Annotated in this window: 17 protein-coding genes; 4 read left to right on the top strand and 13 right to left on the bottom strand. The window is 53.2% G+C overall.

The annotated features are described in order from the left end of the window. Both ACT3TF_RS12200 and ACT3TF_RS12195 read left to right on the top strand, forming a co-directional pair. Window positions 1-781 (top strand): FAD-binding protein (locus tag ACT3TF_RS12200; protein WP_444672277.1); only part of this gene is annotated, 781 nt, incomplete at its 5' end. An 86-nt stretch (window positions 782-867) separates the two neighbouring features. After that, window positions 868-1,827, top strand: a complete 960-nt coding sequence (locus tag ACT3TF_RS12195; RefSeq protein WP_444672276.1) for an NAD(P)H-dependent flavin oxidoreductase — start codon at window positions 868-870, stop codon at window positions 1,825-1,827. On the opposite strand, the gene ACT3TF_RS12190 is transcribed toward ACT3TF_RS12195, so the two are convergent. The 8 genes from ACT3TF_RS12190 to rarD all read right to left on the bottom strand — a co-directional run bounded on the left by ACT3TF_RS12190 (window position 1,809) and on the right by rarD (window position 12,652). Further along, on the bottom strand, window positions 1,809-2,588 hold the full coding sequence (locus ACT3TF_RS12190) for an enoyl-CoA hydratase/isomerase family protein (protein WP_444672275.1): 780 nt from the start codon (window positions 2,586-2,588) through the stop codon (window positions 1,809-1,811). The genes ACT3TF_RS12195 and ACT3TF_RS12190 overlap by 19 nt on opposite strands. Window positions 2,589-2,597: 9 nt before the next feature. Then, entirely contained in the window at window positions 2,598-3,716 is a 1,119-nt protein-coding gene (locus ACT3TF_RS12185) for an acyl-CoA dehydrogenase family protein (protein ID WP_444672274.1), read from the bottom strand. 10 nt (window positions 3,717-3,726) lie between these two features. Next, the gene (locus ACT3TF_RS12180; RefSeq protein ID WP_444672273.1) at window positions 3,727-4,920 is read right to left on the bottom strand and encodes an acyl-CoA dehydrogenase family protein; all 1,194 of its coding nucleotides are present in this window, start codon (window positions 4,918-4,920) and stop codon (window positions 3,727-3,729) included. After that, window positions 4,917-6,368 carry an enoyl-CoA hydratase/isomerase family protein gene (locus ACT3TF_RS12175; RefSeq protein WP_444672272.1) on the bottom strand — a complete coding sequence of 484 codons (1,452 nt, stop codon included), beginning with the start codon at window positions 6,366-6,368 and terminating at the stop codon, window positions 4,917-4,919. The genes ACT3TF_RS12180 and ACT3TF_RS12175 overlap by 4 nt, the downstream gene beginning before the upstream one ends. An 82-nt stretch (window positions 6,369-6,450) precedes the next feature. Next, complete coding sequence (locus tag ACT3TF_RS12170) at window positions 6,451-8,460, bottom strand: TRAP transporter permease (RefSeq protein WP_444672271.1); 2,010 nt, start codon at window positions 8,458-8,460, stop codon at window positions 6,451-6,453. A gap of 70 nt (window positions 8,461-8,530) precedes the next feature. After that, a complete protein-coding gene (locus ACT3TF_RS12165; RefSeq protein ID WP_444625409.1) occupies window positions 8,531-9,694 on the bottom strand; it encodes a TAXI family TRAP transporter solute-binding subunit in 1,164 nt (387 codons plus the stop codon). 267 nt (window positions 9,695-9,961) lie between these two features. Then, on the bottom strand, window positions 9,962-11,662 hold the full coding sequence (locus ACT3TF_RS12160; protein WP_444672270.1) for a SulP family inorganic anion transporter: 1,701 nt from the start codon (window positions 11,660-11,662) through the stop codon (window positions 9,962-9,964). 81 nt (window positions 11,663-11,743) lie between these two features. Next, on the bottom strand, window positions 11,744-12,652 hold the full coding sequence (rarD, locus tag ACT3TF_RS12155) for an EamA family transporter RarD (protein ID WP_096279928.1): 909 nt from the start codon (window positions 12,650-12,652) through the stop codon (window positions 11,744-11,746). A gap of 70 nt (window positions 12,653-12,722) precedes the next feature. Here rarD and ACT3TF_RS12150 point away from each other — a divergent pair, with 70 nt between their 5' ends. Together ACT3TF_RS12150 and ACT3TF_RS12145 are read left to right on the top strand one after the other, a co-directional pair. Next, on the top strand, window positions 12,723-13,538 hold the full coding sequence (locus ACT3TF_RS12150) for an amidohydrolase (protein ID WP_444672269.1): 816 nt from the start codon (window positions 12,723-12,725) through the stop codon (window positions 13,536-13,538). Next, on the top strand, window positions 13,538-14,242 hold the full coding sequence (locus ACT3TF_RS12145; RefSeq protein ID WP_096282354.1) for a pseudouridine synthase: 705 nt from the start codon (window positions 13,538-13,540) through the stop codon (window positions 14,240-14,242). The genes ACT3TF_RS12150 and ACT3TF_RS12145 overlap by 1 nt, the downstream gene beginning before the upstream one ends. A 245-nt stretch (window positions 14,243-14,487) precedes the next feature. On the opposite strand, the gene ACT3TF_RS12140 is transcribed toward ACT3TF_RS12145, so the two are convergent. The 5 genes from ACT3TF_RS12140 to ACT3TF_RS12120 form a co-directional block, all read right to left on the bottom strand. Then, on the bottom strand, window positions 14,488-16,074 hold the full coding sequence (locus ACT3TF_RS12140; RefSeq protein ID WP_444672268.1) for an ABC transporter ATP-binding protein: 1,587 nt from the start codon (window positions 16,072-16,074) through the stop codon (window positions 14,488-14,490). Further along, on the bottom strand, window positions 16,067-17,149 hold the full coding sequence (locus tag ACT3TF_RS12135) for an ABC transporter permease (protein ID WP_096279934.1): 1,083 nt from the start codon (window positions 17,147-17,149) through the stop codon (window positions 16,067-16,069). Before ACT3TF_RS12135 ends, ACT3TF_RS12140 begins: the two co-directional genes overlap by 8 nt. 2 nt (window positions 17,150-17,151) lie before the next feature. After that, the gene (locus ACT3TF_RS12130) at window positions 17,152-18,225 is read right to left on the bottom strand and encodes a microcin C ABC transporter permease YejB (protein WP_096279936.1); all 1,074 of its coding nucleotides are present in this window, start codon (window positions 18,223-18,225) and stop codon (window positions 17,152-17,154) included. A gap of 49 nt (window positions 18,226-18,274) precedes the next feature. Further along, window positions 18,275-20,215, bottom strand: coding sequence for an extracellular solute-binding protein (locus tag ACT3TF_RS12125; RefSeq protein WP_192536044.1), 1,941 nt, complete (start codon window positions 20,213-20,215; stop codon window positions 18,275-18,277). A 120-nt stretch (window positions 20,216-20,335) separates the two neighbouring features. Continuing rightward, window positions 20,336-21,556: a transglycosylase SLT domain-containing protein gene (locus tag ACT3TF_RS12120; RefSeq protein WP_096279941.1), complete on the bottom strand. Its 1,221-nt coding sequence runs from the start codon at window positions 21,554-21,556 to the stop codon at window positions 20,336-20,338. Window positions 21,557-21,571 lie beyond the last annotated feature (15 nt).

Raw genomic sequence — 21,571 nt, 5'->3', positions numbered from 1 at the left:
CAAATTGGATGGCGTTAGCAAAGTGCGCGTGGCCGACAACGCGGTCTACGCCCATCAGCTAGCCGAGCCCATGGGCGCGCTGCTGGTTGAGCTGGCCGGTGATTACACCCATGTCCTCGCCAGCGCCTCCACTACCGGCAAAAACGTACTGCCCCGTTTAGCGGCATTGAAGGACGTCAGCCAGCTTTCTGACATTATCGCCGTCGAAAGCGCTGACACCTTCAAGCGCCCGATTTATGCCGGCAATGCGATTGCCACGGTGAAAAGTGACGATGCGCTGAAAGTCATCACCGTGCGCACCACCGGCTTTGATGCCGTGGGCGAAGGTAACAACGCCCCGGTAGAAGCGGTCGATACGGTGGTTGAAAACAGCCAGTCTCGCTTTGTCAAAGAAGCGCTGGCCCAGTCAGACCGGCCCGAGCTAGGCGGCGCCAAGGTGGTGATCTCCGGCGGTCGCGGCATGGGCAACGGCGAAAACTTCAAGCTGCTCGACGGCATTGCCGATAAGCTGGGCGCGGCCATTGGCGCATCTCGCGCCGCGGTTGACGCAGGCTTTGTGCCTAACGACATGCAGGTCGGTCAAACGGGCAAGATCGTCGCGCCGGACTTGTACATTGCCGTGGGTATTTCTGGCGCGATTCAGCACCTGGCGGGCATGAAAGACTCTAAGGTGATCGTCGCGATCAACAAAGATGACGAAGCGCCGATCTTTCAAGTGGCCGATTACGGCCTGGTCGGTGATCTGTTCGAGATCCTGCCTGAGTTTGAAAGCAAGCTGTAAGCGTTCGAGTGATGTATTAGGGCCCCTGCGAGGGGCCTTTTTTGCGCTATTGATACCTCTTAAAATAATAACCAGTGAGCCGTTCCATGCTATCGCGTCTAACCGCTTCGTTAACTCTGCCGGTCATCGGCTCCCCGATGTTTATCGTTTCAGGGCCAGAGCTGGTCATTGCTCAGTGCCAGGCAGGTATTGTCGGCGCGTTCCCTGCGCTCAATGCGCGCCCAGCCGACGTACTCCGAGAGTGGTTGAGTCATATTACGCAGAGCTTAGCTGACTATGACAAGCAGCATCCGGAAAGCCCGTCGGCGCCGTTTGCCGTTAATCAAATCGTCCATCCCACTAATGATCGTCTGGAGCACGACATAGCGCTATGCGCCGAGTTTAAGGTGCCGCTGGTTATTACTAGTCTTCATGCGCCTAATCGGGTAGTTGAACAGGTGCATGCGTACGGCGGTCTGGTTTTCCACGATGTGACTACCCTGCGACACGCTCAAAAAGCCATTGATGCCGGTGTCGACGGCTTGATTTTGGTATGCCACGGCGCTGGTGGCCATGCAGGGCGACTCAATCCTTTTGCCTTTGTAGCTGAAGTGCGTTGTTTTTACGATGGGCCGCTAGTGCTCGCAGGCGCGATTACTAAAGGCGAGCAGATTGCGGCTGCTCAGGCGTTAGGCGTGGACTTGGTGTATATGGGAACCCGCTTTATTGCCACTCAAGAAGCCAACGCACAAGCGGCTTATAAGCAAATGGTGCTCGATGCTGCGGCAGGAGACATCGTCTATAGCAACCTATTTACCGGCGTGCACGGCAACTATTTACGCGCCAGTATTGAGCTGGCAGGCCTTGATCCCGATACGCTGCCAGAGGGCGATAAAGCCGCAATGCGCTACGGCTCTGACGGTAGCAGTAAGGCAAAGGCATGGCGGGATATTTGGGGCGCAGGGCAGGGCGTGGGCGCGATTACGTCGCTTCGCAGCGTAGCCGAAGAAGTCGCCACGCTGCGCCATGATTACCAGAAAGCGCTGGATCATTTGCGGCGGCTTTGACGAAACGCTGCCACCCGTGCCTGAAAATCGTCAGAAGCTTTGCATTGATCCTGCAGTTCACCTTCAAGGGTCATGGTGTCATTAAGCGAGACCTGCGCCGCTTCACGGAGTGCACGCTTAGTGGCGCTCAAGGCTTGGGGGGATTGCGCCACTAGCATCTGCGCTAAGCGGCGAGCCTCTTCGAGTACCTGGTCATCGTCGCTTATCCGGTTAGCCAGACCCAGCGCCAGGCAGCGCTCAGCAGAAATGGGTGTGGCAAGGGCGGCCATTTCAAACGCCTGGACATGGCCAAGCGTACGCACTAAATGCCAGCAGGCGCCACCGTCTGGAATCAATCCTATGTTGATAAAAGCAAGTTTCAGGTAGGCGGAACGTCCCATAACGACCATGTCGCTGGCGAGAACATAGGAAACGCCAATGCCCGCCGCGGCGCCCGTGACTGCTGCAATCACCGGTTTATCCATCGTCATCAGGCAGCGCAGGGCGGGCAGAAAGAGTGTTTCAAGCCGTTCGCTGGCTGGCTGCGAGGCTGCCTTTTCAAACTCTGCTAGGTCAGCACCGGCGCAAAAAGAACTTCCTTCGCCGCGTAAAATCACGCAGCGAATTTGAGCATCCTTTGCTACTGCTGCCAGCGCGTTATTAAGGGCCAGAGCGGTGGGTTCATTTAACGCATTGCGCACTTCTGGACGCGCAATGGTGACTTCTATAACGCCATTTTCGATAGTGCTTATATGAATTAAGTCGTCAGTTTGATTTGGCATCTATGCTCCTTAAGCGACCTCTAAACGTTCGCTGACCGTTTCTAGATGATAGTCGCTGTCACCCAGGTAGTGGTCGAACATGACCAGATGCTTAGCGTAGTTGGAGACATAGCACTCATCCGTCATACCCATGGCACCGTGAAGCTGAATGGCCTGCTCGGCAATAAAACGAGCTGACTCGCCGCAATATGCCTTGGCCGCCGCGATTTTATAAGCGCGCTCGTGGGGAGGTAACGTCAGGCTAGTCGCTGCCAAAATAGCCATCGAGCGAGACTGCTCTAAGTGCAGATGCATATCCACCATACGATGTTGCAATGCTTGGAAGGCTGCTAGCGGCAAGCCAAACTGCTTTCGTTCTTTAATATAGGCCAGCGTCTGATCGCAGGCTGTTTCCATGGCACCGATAGCCTCGGCACACAGCGCCGCTCGGCCAATAGCCAACACCTCGGAAAGCGCGTTACTGACGTCCTCACTCAAGCAGTTGTCTAGCGCTAGCGTAACGTTTTCCAGCGTTAAATCCCCGGCGGACTGATCATCCATGGTGCGGTAGTGATGCATCGTGCTACCGGCAGTGCCAGCGGGGACTATGAATAGCCCTAGTTTACCGCTCTCGACACGTGCCGTAACCAGCGTCGCCGCCGCGGCTTTAAGGTTCATTACGATGTCCTTTCTGCCCGTTAATAGCCACTGGCCGTTACGTTGGATCGCCTGAGTAGAAACGGCAAAGGCATCGTAACGAGCATGATGCTCTTGCCAGGCAAGCGCTAGCTGATGTTCACCTTCTAGCAGCGGTGTTAACCAGCGCTGCTGCTGCGTGCTGCTCGCAATAAGCGCTAGGAGCTTACCGGGGAGCAGCAGGCCTGCGAGATAAGGCTCGGGTACCAGCCCGCGGCCCAGCGCCTGCATGATAATCATCAGGTCGGTGCCACCGCCGCCTAGTCCGCCAACGTCTTCGCTAAAGGGCATGTGAAGAATGCCCAGTTCAGCAAACGTACGCCATAGCGCGGATGTCTCTGTACCGGCTGCATTAAGCAACGTGCGGCGCTGCTCGGGTGAAACCTGGTCGGCGACTAGGCGCGTGAGCGTCTCTTCGAGCATGCGCTGTTCATCGGTTAAAGCAAAATCCATGCTGCGCTCCTCACATGCCTAAAATAGTTTTAGCGACGATCGTTTTTTGTATTTCGTTGGCACCGCCATAAATCGATAGCTTGCGGCGATTAAAATACTGAGCGCTGCCAGCTGCACGTTGAGCTAAACCTTCATCTAGGCTGGCTTCGCCATGCAGAAACTCAGGGAAAAATGGCAGGGCGGCAGGGCCAAGTGCGCGGCGGGTTAGTTCGCTTAGCTCTTGGCGAAGCTCAGACCCGCGTACTTTTAACAGCGAGCTTTCCGCCCCAGGGGCACTGCCATTGCGGGCAGCGGCAATCACGCGCAGGTTAGTCACTTCAAGCGCCATGAGTTCAAGCTCGGCTTTTACGACCCGCTGGCGAAAGCTGGGTAGCGTCAGCAGCGGTTTACCACGGTGCTCAGTACGACTAGCAAGTGATTTCAAATGGCGTAAGGCCTGCTTAGCGTGGCCAAGCCCTGCGATACCGGTGCGCTCATGAGTCAGTAGAAACTTGGCACAGGTCCATCCTTGGCCTTCTTCACCCACGCGGTTTTCAACCGGTACGCGGACATTGTCTAAAAACACTTCATTGACTTCGTGGGCACCGTCGAGCGTTATAATCGGACGCACGGAGATGCCTGGGGTTTGCATATCAATCAGCAGAAAGCTGATGCCCGCCTGCTTTTTAGCCGCCAAGTCAGTGCGCACTAAGCAGAACAGCATGTTGGCGTGCTGGCCCAGGGTGGTCCACGTTTTTTGGCCATTGACGATGTAGTGCTCGCCGTCGCGCACTGCGCGGGTCGTTAAACTCGCCAAATCAGAACCGGCGCCCGGCTCGGAATATCCCTGGCACCACCAGTCTTGATTGTTAAGAATGCGCGGCAAATAGTGCTGTTGCTGTTCAGCGGTACCGAATTTCATGATGACTGGCGCCACCATGTTAACTCCAAAGGGCACGACGGTAGGTGCATGAGCAGCGGCGCACTCTTCATCAAAAATATGCCGCTGAACCGGACCCCAGCCGGGGCCGCCGTGTTCTGTTGGCCAGTTCGATGCCAACCAGCCTTGTTCGCTGAGAATGTTTTGCCAGCGAAGATGATCATCCGCACGCAGATAGCGCCCTAAGCGAACGCGTTCGCGGATATCGCCGGGTAATGAATCGCTAAGAAAGCGGCGCACCTCAGTACGAAAGACCTGTTCTTCAGGACTAAAGGTCAGATTCATTTTTGTGCGTCCTTGGCCGCGGCTGCGAGCGTTGCTTGGCGATGTGGCCCGCCTAAGTGGCGTGGATAGCCCAGCGCTTCAACGGCCAGTAAATCGATATCGCTTTCGCGATAGCAGAAGCCCTGTTCAGCAATACTGATGCTGATTTTTTCAAGCGCTGACTGTTGCTCATCAGCTGAAACCTGCTGCATGGCATCGTGCATTGCATTAAGTAAGCTACGCTGCTGGCTTACCACCACGTTGATACGCAGTGCTTTCAAGGTAAGCGCTGCCTGCTGCTGGATCAGTGGCTCAGCGCTAATATTTGCCAGCTCAACGATGTCGCTGTTTGCAACGATGATCAGACTTAGCATTGACTCACTGCGCCCTGGTGTATCGATCTCTTGCAGTGCAATAACGGGGATGCCGCCAGGTAAAGCGCTGCCGTCATCTGTTTGCGAATCCGGTGCCAATAAGCACAGCTCCGTTGTATCGGTGGGCTTATTTGTCAGGGTAATGCCGGCTCGCTGAGCGACTTTTTTGAGTCTCTCAAACAGCGGATGCTCACCAAGGAGCGCCACGTTGTTATATCTGCTTACGTTAGCGGCGCTGTTTTTTTCAGCATCAGGCACTACGTGCGGGCTGCGCGCGGCAAAAAAGAGATGGATAAGCCCCGCGCGCTGGGGGGAGTCCATGCAGGCTAAAAATAGCTCTCGCTCACGGCGAAGCCCGGCTTGAAGCGACTGCGCCGTTACGCAGGCTTCAATCGCTTCAATAATGCGAAATGGCGAAAAAAGCGCTGGCGATGACTGAGTTAAATGCTCAAGCGTGGCGGCTATGGCTTGGGCATTAGCCGCAGGCGGGGGGAGCTCGCCGGTGATACGACATGCTTGCTCTGCGTTTAACACTTTTTTCGCCGCGGCTAATCCTGCTTCAAGTGGCGTTGGAGCATCGCTAATGGCATCAATAATACCCGCTTCAAGCGCTTCTTCAGCACCTACAAAACGCCCGCTGGTGATCATTTCTAGTGCACGCTCGACACCCACCAAGCGAGGCAAACGCTGCGTGCCACCTGCGCCCGGAAGTAGGCCAAGCTTTACCTCAGGTAGCCCCACACGCGTATCGGTTAGCGCGACTCGATAATGGCAACCAAGCGCAACTTCCAGGCCGCCACCAAGCGCCGTACCGTGCAGAGAGGCAATCAATGGTTTGGGGCAGGCTTCCAGCTGGGAAACAACATCGGGAAGTAGCGGTGCCTGGGGCGGTTTACCAAACTCGCGAATGTCCGCACCGGCGATAAACGTACGGCCGTTGGCTAACAGCACCAGTGCGCTCGCGTGTGTATCGGCAATACCTTCTTCAAGCGCATTGATTAAGCCACTGCGCACCGCATGACCTAGGGCATTAACCGGCGGGCTGTCGATTTGGATAACGCCAATATCGCCGTGGCGCTGATAATGAACAGACATGGTTGGCTCCCGTACTGTATTTGATGACATGAATAATGATCTATTCAATAGGGTCATTTAACGTATGTTGTCGATGCCAATACTATATGGCAGGTGTGCTAAGTGACTGCTGATGGTGGCGCTGACTCAGCCGTGCCAGCAATACGCCGGGCACAAGAGCCGCTGCCGCCAGAGCAATCAGTTCCCACTGGCTAAGTGGCACCATGCCGCCGCCGGGTAGTGCTAGCAGCAGGCCGGAGATCAATACCAGGCTGCGAATAATGATCTCCTGAAATGCGCCATAGCCCAATCGACCAACGCCCATCAAATAGCCCTGCATCGCAGAGGCAAACAAAATGATGCCAATCACCGCCTGCACAAATACCACCACAATCATTAGCGGCGCGCCCTGCATAATCAGCGCCGGGTTAAGTACGAACAGGAACGGGATAAAGTAAATCACGCTACCCAAACGCATTGCTTGTAGACCAGTAGCCATCGGCCGCGCGCCGGCGACGGTGGCTGCAGCAAACGCGCCCAGCGCTACCGGCGGGGTGATAAAGCTCAGCATGCCCCAGTAAAGGATGAACATGTGAACGGCCATCGGATCCAGACCGCCGCCTTGGATCAAGGCAGGTGCCAGCGCTACCGCTAGGAAGATGTATGCAGCGGTCACCGTCATGCCAATACCGAGTACAAAGCTGGTCACTGCGCCCATGATTAACAGTAGTGGGACGCTGCCACCGGCAATGTTGATAAAGTCGTTAGCAATCGTGCCTGAAAGGCCGGTCATCGAAAGCGCACCGACCAGCATACCCACACCGGCTAAAATGGCGATTAGTTCGGCAAATAGCTTAGCGGCGGATGTCAGCGTGTCTGCTACGTCTTTCCAGCCCCAGCGGTTGTGCTTAGAAAGCTGATTGAGTACTAACAAAAGGGCAGTAGCGTAAAACGGTGCGACGGCTTCGCGCTGCATAATCAGCAGCATCCATACCAGCAAGGCGAAGACGAAAATAAAGTACCAGCCTTCTTTCAGCGTTTGCTTAAGTGAGGGCAATTCTATGGCAGGCAGACCTTTAATATCGTGGTGCGCGGCGTAGGCATCAATTTGAATAAACAGGCCTAAAAAATAAAGCACCGAGGGTATTACCGCGGCTAGTGCAACGGCCGAATAGGGAATATCGAGAAACATGGCCATTACAAACGCGGTGGCGCCCATCACCGGGGGCATTAATACACCGCCCGTGGAGGCACAGGCTTCGACGCCGCCTGCAAATGAGCGGCTCATACCAATGCGGCGCATGGCGGGAATTGATAACACCCCGGTGGTAAGCACGTTGCTAATAACGCTACCGCTCATAGAACCCATCAGGCCGCTTGAAAAAATGGCGACTTTGGCAGGGCCGCCGCGCACGTGGCCGAGCAGGGCAAAGGCAAGGTTGATGAAAAACTTGCCGCCACCACTTTTTTGTAACACTACGCCAAACACTAAAAAGCCAATCACCAGGCCCGCAAAGGCTTGAAGCGGTACACCCATGATGCTTTCGGTGCTCATGGTGTGATACATGGCCGTTTGTTCTAGCGTCGAGGGAAAGGCTTGAATGGGGCCGGGGACGATATCGGCTACTAAGGGATAAAGTGAGAACACGCCGGCGATAATCGCGATCGGTAAACCACCCGCCCGGCGAGAGGCTTCAACGATTAATAGCCAGTAAGCGTAGCTTGCATAGATGGCCATATCAGGCGCGGCGAATGCCCAGCCACGCTCTAAAATAGGCACCGCGTTATACACAAAGTAGCCGCCCACGATCAGCGTGCTTGCGCTTAAAAGATAGTCGTACCAGGGGATTGGCTGCTCTTGCTGGCTGCTGCGCATCGGCCAAAGTAAAAAGACCAGTGGAAGTAGTAGTGCAACAACGGCGTAATAGAATTGAGTTTCAAGACCGGTGACAAAAGTAAATAAGCCTAAGTTAAAAAGATAATCCAACGTCATCAGCATTAAAATGACGGTAACAGAGGCGGGAACCCACCGCAGCGCGGTGGGGAGCTGGCGAATTTGGCTGATCTTTTCTTTAACCTGCTGAGTATTCGCAGGTGCGGTATCTGTAGTCATGGCGAGGTATCTGTGGTTATGGAAAGATCCGTCGATCAGCAAAGGGCGGCCAGTGCCGCCCCGTGGCGTTTTACTCAAAGATTGGTTCGAAGCCCGCATCATTTAATGCGCTGGCGCGAGCCTGCATCCAATCAGCCGTAAACATATCAGCATCATCGCTGGGCGCATCTTCCATAAAGCTTTCCCAGGCCATTAATAGAACGTTTTGGCGCTCTACTAATTCGTCTTGATGGGCCTGCATTTCATCCGTCCATACATCGATTTCTTTGTAATACTCCACCACGGCATCGTGGAACGGCACTACCCATTGAAGATCTTGCGACTCTAAGGCATAGCCCAAAGCGCCAGGCGCATTGTCTTTGTAGTCATCAAAATTTTCCTGAAGGGCCTTAATCAATCCATAGGCGACTTTGTCATCCAGGTCTTGATTGGCAACCACGATTGGATAAGGGTAGCTTGCGCTGGGCAGCGGATTGTCGACGCTAATGTCGCCAGCGCCAGAGGTCACTTCATGAGGGCGGAAATAGGGTGCGACTTCTGCCATGCGCTCCCAGCCTGCTGCATCGTTGGGATCTAACACCGGCCAACTGATACCGCGGGGGCTGCTGGCAAGCTGCTGTGCTGGCGGCGTCACCGTGGTGGTAAATGAAGCGTCCACATCGCCGGCGATAATGCCGTCAAATGAGCGGCCGTAGCCTGGGTAGTCAACACGCTCGACGTCATCCCAGGTAAGACCACCGAAGGCCAAATAAGCTTCTGTGCCTTTATTTAAGGCGTCATCACCACGGATATAAGCGATGCGTTTACCTGCCAAATCAGCCGGCGTTTCGACGTCTAAATCACCGGCCACCGCAAGGGAAAGCCCAAAAGACGCTGTTGAGGTAGTGATGATACGCAGCGGCTGAGGACCCCAATCGCGATCGGCAAACATCATCACGCCTTCAGCGCCGTAATAGCTGGCGATGCCACAGGCGCAAAGGTCAACGCGCCCCTGTTTAAGAGGTGTCATGCGTGATACGTCGTTATCACCAGGCAGGATACGTACCGAAGAGTCATATTTATTCTGCAGCATATTGCCGATAGCGACGGCTTGCGCGTAGCCGCTGGAATTGGTGCCATAGGCAGTCCAAGCCATGGTGCTGGGAAGCTCAACTTCACTGGCATGGCTTACCGCGGCACCCAGTAGTGATAAAGGTAATGCAGCGAGGAGTAGGCGATGAGCAAATGGATGCATTGGAATGCTCCTTTATTGTGTTGTGATGACGGCAGTGGTTACGTTTTGTTACTTTGTGTTTTGCTATGCGGTATTGTGTTTTGCTAAGTGGTCGGCTGATAGTAGAGAAGCCGCTAGGCCGCTGTCAATGACGTTCTGGTGAACTGATCTAGCGCTTAACAGACAGATATAAAAAAACCAGGCGATGGCCTGGTTTCTGAATGACATAGCTTTCAATGAAATAGCTTTCAGAGACGTGCTTTGAATAACGCTTTTGTTTTGGGAAAATTAGGAGAATTCACGCCAGGCAGCGTAGGTGCTCAAAAAAACGCGGCCAGTAAGCGCCTCTAAAAAATCACTTTTTTTGAGCTGGTCCATGACAGGTCCTTTCACTTCAGATAAATGCAGTTTTACGTCAGAGTCTTTTAAGCGCGCGTTAATAGCGTCCAGGCTTTCTAGCGCCGACGCATCGATCAAATTAACCGCTGAACAGATCAATACCACGTGTTCAAGCTCAGGATGGCTAGCCACTAGGTTATAAACGGTATCTTCCAAATAGCGGGCATTGGCAAAATAAAGGCTCTCATCTATTCGCAGCAGGGCTGCATTGCTAGCTGTTTCTACATCATGGCGTGCGGTATTTCTAAAGTGCTCGGTCCCCGGCACTCGGCCCACCAAAGCGCTGTGCGGGCGACTGGTACGATATAAAAACAGCGCAATTGAGAGCGTGACGCCACTAATGATGCCTGCTTCGACGCCTTCACCCAGCGTGAGCACAATGGTGACTGCCATGGCGGCAAAGTCGCTACGTGAGTAGCGCCAAGTCTGGCGCAGCATGGGGATATCGACGAGGGTTAAAATCGAGACGGTAATCGTCGCCGCCAGGGTCGCAATAGGTAAATGATAGAGCCAGCCGGTAAACGACATCGTTACTAATGCAATGCCTAGCGCTGCAAAGGCGCCCGCTGCGGGTGTTTGCGCGCCTGCATCGTAGTTAATGACTGTTCGTGATAGGCCGCCGGTAACCGGCATGCCGCTTGTAAAACCTGCAGCAAGATTGCAGGCACCTAAGCCGACTAACTCTTGGTTAGGTGAAATGCGCTGACGCCGCTTAGCCGCCAACATTTGCCCCATCGATACCGATTCAACAAAACCCACTAAGCTAATCAGCAGCGCTGGAATTAACAGCGACTGCCAAAGTGAATAGTCGCCCCAGGGGAAGCTAAGTGCGGGCAGCCCATTAGGAATATTGCCCACCACCGCCACGCCCGCGCCGGCTAATTGCCAGTGCCAGGTTATTAAGGTAGTAATCACTACTGCAAATACCGGCCCAGCTTTGGCGCAAAGATCTGCCAGGAAAAGGGGGAAACCTACTTTATGTAGTGTGGCTTTACCGCGCAGACGCATCGTAATCAAAAAAATCAAGGTGCCACTACCAATCAGTAAGGTAGATAAATTGTAGGTGGCTAGGTTAGGTACTAACGTAAATAGGCGCTCAACCAGCGTGAAGCCGCTACTTTCAACACCTAATAAGCTGCCCAGCTGGCTTACCGCAATCAAAATGCCGGAAGCGGTTAAAAAACCCGAAATGACCGGATGACTAAGAAAGTTACTGAAAAAGCCCATCTTCAGCAGACCCATCACCATCAACATGCCGCCTGAGAGCAATGACAGTATCAGCGCTGCCTGTAAATACGTTTCCGTGCCCGTTGCCGCCACCGAAGAGAGTGCCGCACCGGTCATTAGCGCGATGATAGCAACCGGCCCAACCGCAAGCGTTTTGCTGGTACCAAATAGGGTATAGATGAGCTGCGGGAGAATACTGGCGTAAAGACCAACGACGGCAGGTAGCCCTGCTAATAGCGCATAGGCGAGCGATTGAGGAATGACCATCACGGTGACGATCAACCCCGCTAACACGTCGGCCCCCAGTAGTCGCTTATGATAATGAGGGAGCCACGTCAGAATGGGCAAATAGCGCTTTAGCATGGATTCCAGGCGTTGTAGATGGGGCAGAAGATTAAGGGTAAGTGATATTTCATTTTGTTGCAGCGCTTATATGCAATGGTTTTAACTAGCAGCCATATTACCCGGGCGGGATTGCCATGCAGACCATGAATAAAGCGCGAGTCCTATCCAGATAAGCACAAAGGTCACAAGTTGGATAACGCCTAGGGGCTCACCGAATACGGTTAAGGCAATCAGAAATTGGATGCTGGGATTGATATACATTAGAAAGCCCAGCGTCGCCAAACGAAGCCGGCGTGCGGCGCCGGCAAAAGCCATTAAGGGAAGAGCGGTCAAAGCCCCGCTGGCAATGAGCAAGCTGGTAGATGAGGCATTTTGTAAAAAATGTGAGCTGCCGTTCCAGCTAAGCCACGTTAATGCGATAAGTGCCAGAGGGAAGAGCAGCAACGTCTCGACAAACAGCCCCGATAAACCGTCCAGCGGCACCTGTTTGCGAAACAGCCCGTAGCTACCGAAACTGAGTGCCAGCATCAGGCTAATCCAAGGCAGTTCGCCAATCACCATGAACTGCGTGGCAATCGCTGCACTGGCCAAGCCCAGCGCGACCAGCTGCAGTTTAGCCATCACTTCTCGCAGCACTAAAACACCTAGCGCAACGTTAACTAGAGGTGTCAGAAAGTAGCCCAAGCTTGCCTGCAGTACCTGCTTGGATTCCACTGCATATATATAAATTCCCCAGTTAAAGGCAATCAATAGCGCGCAGGCCAACACGCGGCCCAAGCGTTTAGGCTCGCTAAGCGCGGCGACAACCGGGGACCAGCGACGTAATACGGTGATGAGGCCGACTAAAAACAAGCACGCCCAAATGATGCGATGAATTAATATTTCAAAGGCGGGAACACCGTCAAACAAGGCAAAAAATAATGGGAAACATCCCCACATTACATAGGCGGTGAGCCCAAACATAACGCCTTTGACTGCTTCAGGATCGCGTGTTGATGTGGGAAGCATGGCAGCCTCATTATTTAAAGATGCTAATCTAGCATAAACTTTGAAATAACACTGGCAATGGAGGTGTTGAATGAGCGAACTACGAACCAGTTTAGTGCAGTGCGATTTGCGTTGGGAGGATCCTCAGGCAAATCATGCACATCTTGAACAGTTATTGGGTGAGCTGGACAGCCGCGATACGGATCTAATTGTCTTGCCGGAAATGTTTGCCACCGGTTTTACCATGAACTCGCGTGAAATGGCCCAGCCAATGGCGGAAAGCACCAGCATTGCCTGGCTTCAGGCGCAAGCGAAAACTCGCCAGTGTGTGATGACTGGCAGCGTAGCGATTGAAGAGCAGGGGGCATTTTTTAACCGTTTAATTTGGGCGACACCTGACGGTGAAATCACTTATTACGATAAGCGTCATCTATTTCGTATGGCCGGCGAGCATGAGCGCTATGGCATGGGAGTAGAGCGCAATATCGTTAAGCTAAAGGGTTTTAAACTGCTGCTAAGTGTCTGCTACGATTTGCGCTTTCCGGTTTGGATGAGGCAGCAGCCAGCAGAAGGGGAGCATTTCGAGTATGATGCCCTTCTCTGTGTCGCTAACTGGCCAGCACCGCGACGCCACCCTTGGCGTACGCTGCTGCAAGCCCGGGCGGTAGAAAACTTAAGCTATGTCATTGGTGTTAATCGCGTTGGAGAAGATGCTAAGGGGCTTGCCTACAGCGGCGATTCCTTATTGGTCGACTTCAAAGGCGAACCGCTAATTGATCACCCCGCCCATACCCCGTTTATAGAAACGGGCACGTTGGATAAAACTGCCCTTGATGCTTTTCGTGAAAAATTCCCTGCTTGGCAAGATGCCGATCGTTTTGAGCTGCTGCCAGGAGTGGGTCAATGATGCGCCTTGATCGATTTTTAAGTGAAACCTCTCCGTTAACCCGTAGCCTAGCCAAGCGGGCACTGAAAAACGGTGAAGTCACCTTGAACGGTGAGCCCATTAAACAGTCGGCGACCCAGATTGATACGGATAACGATGTCGTCGTACTCAACGGCGAACGGCTGGCGCTCGTTGGCATTCGCTATATTATGCTGCATAAGCCAGTGGACGTTGAATGTAACGCCCGCCGTGGGCTCTATCCAAGGGTGATCGACTTGATCGATCTACCCAAAGCCGAGCGCTTGCAGCCAGTAGGGCGCTTGGATGTAGATACCACCGGCTTGCTGCTATTAACCGATGACGGTCACTGGTCGCACCGCGTTACGTCACCACGCCACCGCTGTGGCAAAGTGTATATCGCTGAGCTAGCTGAGCCGATGGAAGGCTCTGCCGCGGATTGGGCGATTAATCAAGTTGCTGATGGCTTAATGCTTGATGGTGAGGAAACGCTGACCCAGCCCGCTGTGTTACGACTCCTTTCGCCCACTCAGGCAGAACTCACCATTACGGAAGGGCGCTACCACCAGGTAAAGCGTATGTTTGCTGCATTAGGCAATCACGTGAATTCGCTGCATCGTAGTTCAATCGGTGATGTTGCATTGGATGAGAATCTGGCCCCAGGCGAATGGCGTGAATTAACCGAAGCCGAAATTGCCAGCTTCTAAGTAGAGGCTTTTACTTGCTGGTGTGACTTCAAATTTTAAATGCCGAAATAGTTTAAGCCGCGTCCCTTGTTAGGGGCGCGGCTTTGTTATGCTTAGGGCTAATGCAGTGATACTTGAGTAGATGATTTATACCGTTATCTCGTATAGCAGTAAAATTAACAAAAACGTGTCAGCAGACGAAAAGACATTGCTTCTAGCGTTAGAGCTACCCGCTTAACGTCGCGCGATTTCGGATAATAAGTCCCCTAGCTTGTTAAGTGAGCCGCTGAAATCAGTGCCTGAGTATAAGAATGCTGTGGGGATACAAGTACATCCAGGCAATCACCTTGCTCAACCACTTCACCATCTTTAAGCACCATGATGCGATGAGCCATGGCACGAATAACGGCTAAATCGTGGCTAATAAATAGATAGCTTAACTGGCGGCGAGCCTGAAGGTCGCGCAGCAGCGTCACTAGCTGCTTTTGAACGGTTCGGTCTAACGCTGAGGTTGGCTCATCAAGCACTAGAAGCTCTGGCTCTAAAATGATTGCTCTGGCCACTGCAATGCGCTGGCGCTGGCCGCCGGAAAATTCATGTGGATAACGAGCAGCGCAGCTTTCCGGTAATCCCACCTCACGCAGGGTCTGATTAACCCGCTGATTGACCTCTGCATCAGTCAGGTGAGGAGAGTGAAAGCGCAGCCCCTCACTTACGATGTCAAACACCGGCATCCTTGGGGAGAGCGCGCCATAAGGATCTTGGAACACCATCTGCAGACGGTGGCGATGACGCCGCAATGCGTTGCCGGTTAGGCTGCTTAATTTATCGTTGCCAAGGATGACCTCGCCTTGGCTCGCAACCAGACGCATGACCGCTGATGCCAGCGTGGTTTTACCTGAACCCGACTCACCCACAATACCTAAGGTTTCGCCTGGTGCGATATGAAAGTCAATCGGATGAACGGCCACAAAATCAGGGCGCTGCGGTTTAAACAAGCCCGTTTTAGCGCGCTTAAAACTGACACTTAGCTTACGGGCAGTAAGTACTGGGGCCGCGTGTTTAATGGCCTGCGGCCGACCTTCTGGCTCGGCGGCCAGCAGCGCTTTGGTATAATCGCTTTGTGGGTGCTCAAAGACCTGCTCAACTGACCCTATTTCTTGTATACGCCCCTGATACATCACGCAGATGCGATCCGCATGGCGGCGTACCAGGTTTAGGTCATGGCTGATAAACAGCATGCCCATTCCGTGGTGATCGCGTAGTTCGCGCAGCAAAGCAAGGATCTCTTGCTGCACCGTCACATCCAGGGCGGTGGTGGGCTCGTCGGCTATCAGCAGTAATGGATTGTTAGCAATCGCCATGGCAATCATCACGCGCTGACGCTGTCCGCCTGAAAGCTGATGGGGCCAAGCATCAAGCAACTCGTCCGGGCGCGGTAGTTTTACTTGCTCAAGCAGCACTTTACTACGCTGACGTGCCGCTTGGCCGCTGAGACCTTGATGTAGGCGCAGAGCTTCTCCGATCTGCTTGCCAACGCGATGAAGAGGATTAAGCGAGGTCATGGGTTCTTGAAAGATAAACCCGAGCTGATTGCCGCGAATGCCGTTCCACTGTCTGGGCGTTAAGTTGGCAAGATTCGTCTCTCCCAGCCAGCGCTCGCCGTGAATAGTGGCATTGTTGGGCAGTAAATTAGCGATGCCTAGCGCAGAGACCGATTTACCCGAACCAGATTCGCCAACGATAGCCAGGGTTTCCCCCGCGTTGAGGGTGAGCGACAGCGAGTGGACGACTTGGTGGCCATCGAAAGCGACGGCTATGTTTTCAAGGCGCAGGAGCGGGTTATTAGACATGTTGAGTCTCTTTGCTAGGACCTGCTGGGTGCTGGGACTGCTGCACGTGACGAGGGTCAAACGCATCACGCAGGCCTTCGCCAATAAATACCAACAGCGAAAGCATTACTGCTAGCGTCATAAATGCGGTAATGCCCAGCCAAGGGGCATGCAGGTTATTTTTACCCTGTGCCGCCAGCTCGCCCAATGAAGGGGCGCCCGGCGGGAGGCCAAATCCAAGGAAATCCAAGGCTGTCAGGGTGCCGATGGCGCCGGTGAATAAAAAAGGAATAAAGGTAAGCGTCGCGACCATCGCGTTAGGTAGCACGTGGCGCCACATGATTAAGCGTGATGGGAGCCCCATTGCTTTCGCTGAGCGCACGTACTCCAGATTACGCGCCCGCAGGAATTCGGCGCGGACAATATCCACTAAGCCTAGCCATGAAAACAGCAGCATAATCCCTAGCAGCCACCAGAAACCTGGCTGAACAAAGCTGGCTAAAATAATCAGTAAGAATAATACCGGTAAGCCTGACCAAATTTCAGTCACGCGCTGGCCGATTAGATCCACTTTACCGCCAAAGTAGCCCTGCACACCGCCCGCAAAAACGCCAATGATGAGTGACCCTGCGGTGAGCACTAGCGCAAACGCAACGGAAAGGCGAAACCCATAGATCACGCGTGCTAATACATCGCGGCCTTGATCATCAGTTCCCAGCAGATGGCGGCGGTCCGGCGGTGCAGGCGAGGGCTGCGTCATATACATATCAAGCGTTTGATAAGAGAAAGGGTTCGCCGGCCACAGCGCCCAGCCGTGGTCATCAATTTGCTGCTGAATGAAGGGATCTAGATAGTCGGTGCGTGTAGGCAGAAAACCACCAAATTCGGTTTCCGGGTAGTCCACCAGCAAGGGAACGTACCACTGGCCTTCGTAGTGCATGACAATGGGCTTGTCGTTAGCAATAAGCTCTGCAAACAGGCTGACAATAAATAGCGCGCCAAATAGCCAAAGGGAAATACGGGCACGGCGATTGGCTTTAAACGCGGCCAGGCGGCGGCGAGTAATAGGTGATAAGCGTGACGATAGTAAGGCCATTATCACGACTCCCGGGTTGAAAAGTCGATACGCGGATCTACCCACACGTAGGTCAGATCGGAAATCAGCTTGAGAATTAGTCCGATCACGGTGTACAAAAACAAAGTGCCGAAAATAACCGGATAGTCCCGTTGCATTACCGCCTCAAAGCCAAGTAGGCCCAGGCCGTCAAGCGAGAAGATAACTTCGATCAATAGTGCGCCGGTGAAGAAGATACCGATCATCGCGGAAGGCAGGCCCGCGATAATGATGAGCATGGCATTACGAAAGACATGCCCATAAAGCACGCGACGTTCATCTGCGCCTTTTGCGCGAGCGGTAATTACATATTGTTTGTGAATCTCATCAAGGAAGCTGTTTTTGGTCAGCATGGTGAGGGTGGCAAAACTGCCAATAGCAGCAGCGATGACCGGTAGCGTGATATGCCAGAAATAGTCTTTCACTTTACCCAGTATCGATAGCTGGTCAAAGTCAGGTGAGGTTAAGCCGCGTAACGGGAACAGGTCCCAATAGGTGCCGCCGGCAAAAAGAACAATCAACAGGATCGCAAACAAAAAGCCGGGGATGGCGTAGCCGACAATGACGAGTCCCGATGACCAGACATCAAAACGAGAGCCATGGCGCAGTGCTTTCTGAATGCCTAATGGAATGGAGATTAAATACACCAGCAGTGTCGTCCAAAGCCCAAGCGATATAGAGACGGGAAGGCGCTCGATCATCAATTCGATCACGGGTCGGTCACGAAAAAAACTAGTGCCAAAATCAAGGCTAAGATAGTCTGCCATCATGCCGATAAAGCGTTCGTGTGCGGGCTTGTCAAAACCGAACTGCTGTTCTAGCTGTTCGATAAAACGTGGGTCAATGCCGCGTGCACCGCGGGAGTCGTCGCTAATCTGCACGTCCGCACCGCCCATGTCTAAACGGGTGCTAGCCATGGCGTCGGCACCTTCAAAACGCGCTAGCATTTGATCAATGGGCCCGCCTGGCGCCGCTTGAACAATCATAAAATTGAGTAGCATGATCCCTAATAGGGTCGGGATCATTAACAGCAGTCGGCGAAGGGTATAGCGGGCCACAGATCACTCCACGAATGTTTGACAATAAGCCGTTGCTATTAAGTCGGGGTCAGCGGCGGCGCTGCAGTTCTATTTCACGATCGGTGTCGACCCACCATGCATCCAGATCCATGCCGTAGGCGGGAAAAGGTTCGCGATAGCCAAATTTATCCCACACCGCAATGCGCTTTTCGCCGGAATGGTAATGAGGAATAACGTAAAACCCCCAGCGCAAAACGCGGTCGAGCGCGCGCGTAGCGGTATCAAGTTCTGCTCGCCCGTCTGCGCGAATCAACGTTTCCACCAGCGAATCTATCGCTGGATTAGCCAGTGACATGCGGTTGCGGCTTTGCGGAGCCTCTGCGGCGGCGCTGGTCCAATAATCGCGCTGCTCATTGCCCGGATTGTTCGACTGAGGGAAGTGGCTAATCACTATGTCATAGTCATAATTGCGCTGCCGGTTTAAATACTGATTGATATCAACGATACGCAGTGATGTTTGTACACCAAGGCGGGCCATGTTGCGCAACATAGGCTGCACAACGCGTTCCAGCGCCGAGTCGTAGAGCAGCACTTCCAGACTTAAAGGCTCCCCCGTTTGTTGATTAACCAGCACGCCGTCTTCTACCGCGTAACCGGCCTCACGTAGCAGCGAAAGTGCTAAGCGAAGGCGTTCACGCAGGTCAGTGGGGATATCAATTGGCAATGGTTCAGTGAATAAGCGGTCAGAGTGAAGTGAGGATTCAAGCTCTTCACGTAAGGGCTCTAGCAGTGCAAGCTCCTCTTCAGAAGGCAGGCCGGTGGCTTCCATCTCTGAATTTTGGAAAAAACTTTCGGTACGCTTATAAGCATCGTAAAAAATATTGGTGTTCAACCAGGGAAAATCGAAAGTGAGGCTAAGCGCTTCACGTACCCGGGGATCTTGAAATTTCTGTTGACGCAGGTTGAACACAAAGGCCTGCATCATTGAAGGGTTGACGTCAGGAATGGTTAGGCGTTTCACCAAGCCTTCTTCATAGGCAGGGAAGTCGTAACCAATGGCCCAGGTGGCTGCGCGTGCGTCCTCACGAAAGTCGGTTAGCCCTGCCTTAAATGCTTCCCAGGCGATGTCGCGGTCGCGGTAATAGTCATAAACAATGCGATCAATGTTGTAACGCCCAACGTTGACCGGTAAATCTTTACCCCAGTAGTTCTCATCGCGCTGAAACGTAATTCGCCGACCGGGATCCACGTCACTAATGCGATAAGGGCCGGAGCCAGGGTGTGCTACGAGTGTCGGCGACGTAAATTCGTGCTGCTCCCAATAGTGGCGGGGCAGTATAGGCAGCTGTGCAATGATTAATGGTAGTTCTCTAGATTCGGTATCGTTAAAGGTAAAACGCACCTGATGCTCGTTGAGTGCTATCACCTCTTCCACGCCCGCATAATAGCTGGCGTAAAACGGGTTACCTTTTTCACGTAATAGGTTAAGCGTGAAAACAACGTCGTACGCGGTGACGGGCTCGCCATCCTGGAAACGTGCTTCTGGGCGCAGGTCAAACTCAATCCAGTGCCGATCAGGATCAAGACGCACGCCTTCTGCAAGCAGGCCGTAAAGACTAAACGGTTCGCCGGGGTTACTGGCCATCAGTGTGTCGTAAATTTGTGAAATGCCGCTGGCGGGGGTGCCTCGAATAATAAACGGATTGATAGAGTCGAAGCTTGCGCCTACTGCTGTATGCGTAATTGTGCCACCTTTGGGGGCATGGGGATTTACATGCGGAAAGTAGGCAAAGTCCTCGGGGAGCTCGGGGCTATCATAGAGCGATAGCCCATGAACCGTTTCCACCGGCACTACGTTGTTTTCATCAGTATTTAGATCACCGACAACGCTATTTCTATCAACGCTGTTTTTAGCAACGTAGGAGGGCGCCTCGGTATCAGGCGTTTGCTCTATCGCGAGCGCCGATACATTGAAAACTAAGCAGCTGACGAATAACAACGTTTTCGCAAAAAATACACCACGCGGCATTGGTGATTTCCTATGTGAAAAAAGCCTACTGTTATGACAATGCTATCAGTACGGTATGATCAATGGCTGCTTAAAAAAAACGATTATTCTAAACGCTGACGATTTTTACTCGGCATAGTGTCAGCGCTCTGAAAGCGTCAGTAATTGGCCAGGCTGTAGAGCGCCGGGCCGATCAATCGCATTCCAGCGTATTAGGTCTTGCTGGTTGATATTATACTGGGCTGCGATCGCTGAAAGACTGTCGCCTCGCTCAACGCGATGTGTCTCGCTACTAGCGTTTTGCGCGAATGCCGGGCTATTGCCTTGTGCCAATTGAGCCAACACTTGAGCATCGACCTCTTCAGGGACTAGCAGCGTCTGAGCACTACGCGGATCAATGCTGCCATTAAGCAGGCCGGGGTTCAGCTCCGCCAGTGCAGTTTGGCTTACATCTAGCAACTGAGAAGCTTCAGAAAGGCTCACCGCATGGGCTAGCTGCACTTTTGCAAACGCTGGATCAGAGTGGATCTCAGGCAAAATGACACCGTAACGTTCTGGATCATTGATAATCGTTGCGATGGCTTTTAGCTTAGGCACGTATTGCATAGTTTCATATGGCAGGGAAAGGTCCCAGTAACCGCCGTTTAAACCCTGGTCCTGGGCCTGGTGCTGAGCACGATTGACAGTCCCAGCACCGGCATTGTAAGCGGCCAATGAAAGCATTAAATCACCTTCATACCACTGGTCAGCCTGCATTTCTAAGTAGTCAAGTGCCGCATCGGTAGATGTTACAACGTCTAACCGACCATCATAGTTGCCGTTGCGCACTAGGCCTAATGCGTCGCCGGTACCGGGCATAAACTGCCAAAGGCCAGCGGCTCCACGATGGCTTTTGGCAGCGGGGTCAAACGAGCTTTCTACAAAGGGAATTAGAGCAACTTCGCCCGGAAGACCACGCTCGCTTACCTGTTGGCTAATCCAGGCAAGCCAGGGTGTTGCGCGTTCAGTGATGGTGGCGATATTTTCTGGGCTTGACTGATAGTGCTCAATCCACGCATCTACCCTTGCTTGGGCATCTGCTGAGAGCGGGGCATCTTGCCATTGGAAGCTTTTACGTAGCGTTGTCCAGGCGTCTTGAGGCTCTAGCTCCAAAGCTTCCCAGAAATGCGACTGGAAAGCTGAGGGGCTTGGTGTAGCGTCCGGCATGCCAGTATTTGCAGCATATTGCGCGGTGGCGGTAGACGATGTTGATGCTTCATACGCCGATGCCTGAGAACTTGCAGCGGCGGCTAAAATTAGGCCCATAATGACGGAGCTGCCAGCGCTCAGCATCAAGCGCTGGCGAATCGTTCGATAGGTCATAGTTGCATTCGTTTC

It is taken from the genome of Halomonas sp. AOP25-F1-15, assembly GCF_052378675.1.
GTDB lineage: Bacteria > Pseudomonadota > Gammaproteobacteria > Pseudomonadales > Halomonadaceae > Vreelandella > Vreelandella casei.
The sequence above is the reverse complement of the archived record's forward strand: the minus strand, read 5'-3'. Positions and strand labels throughout refer to the sequence as shown.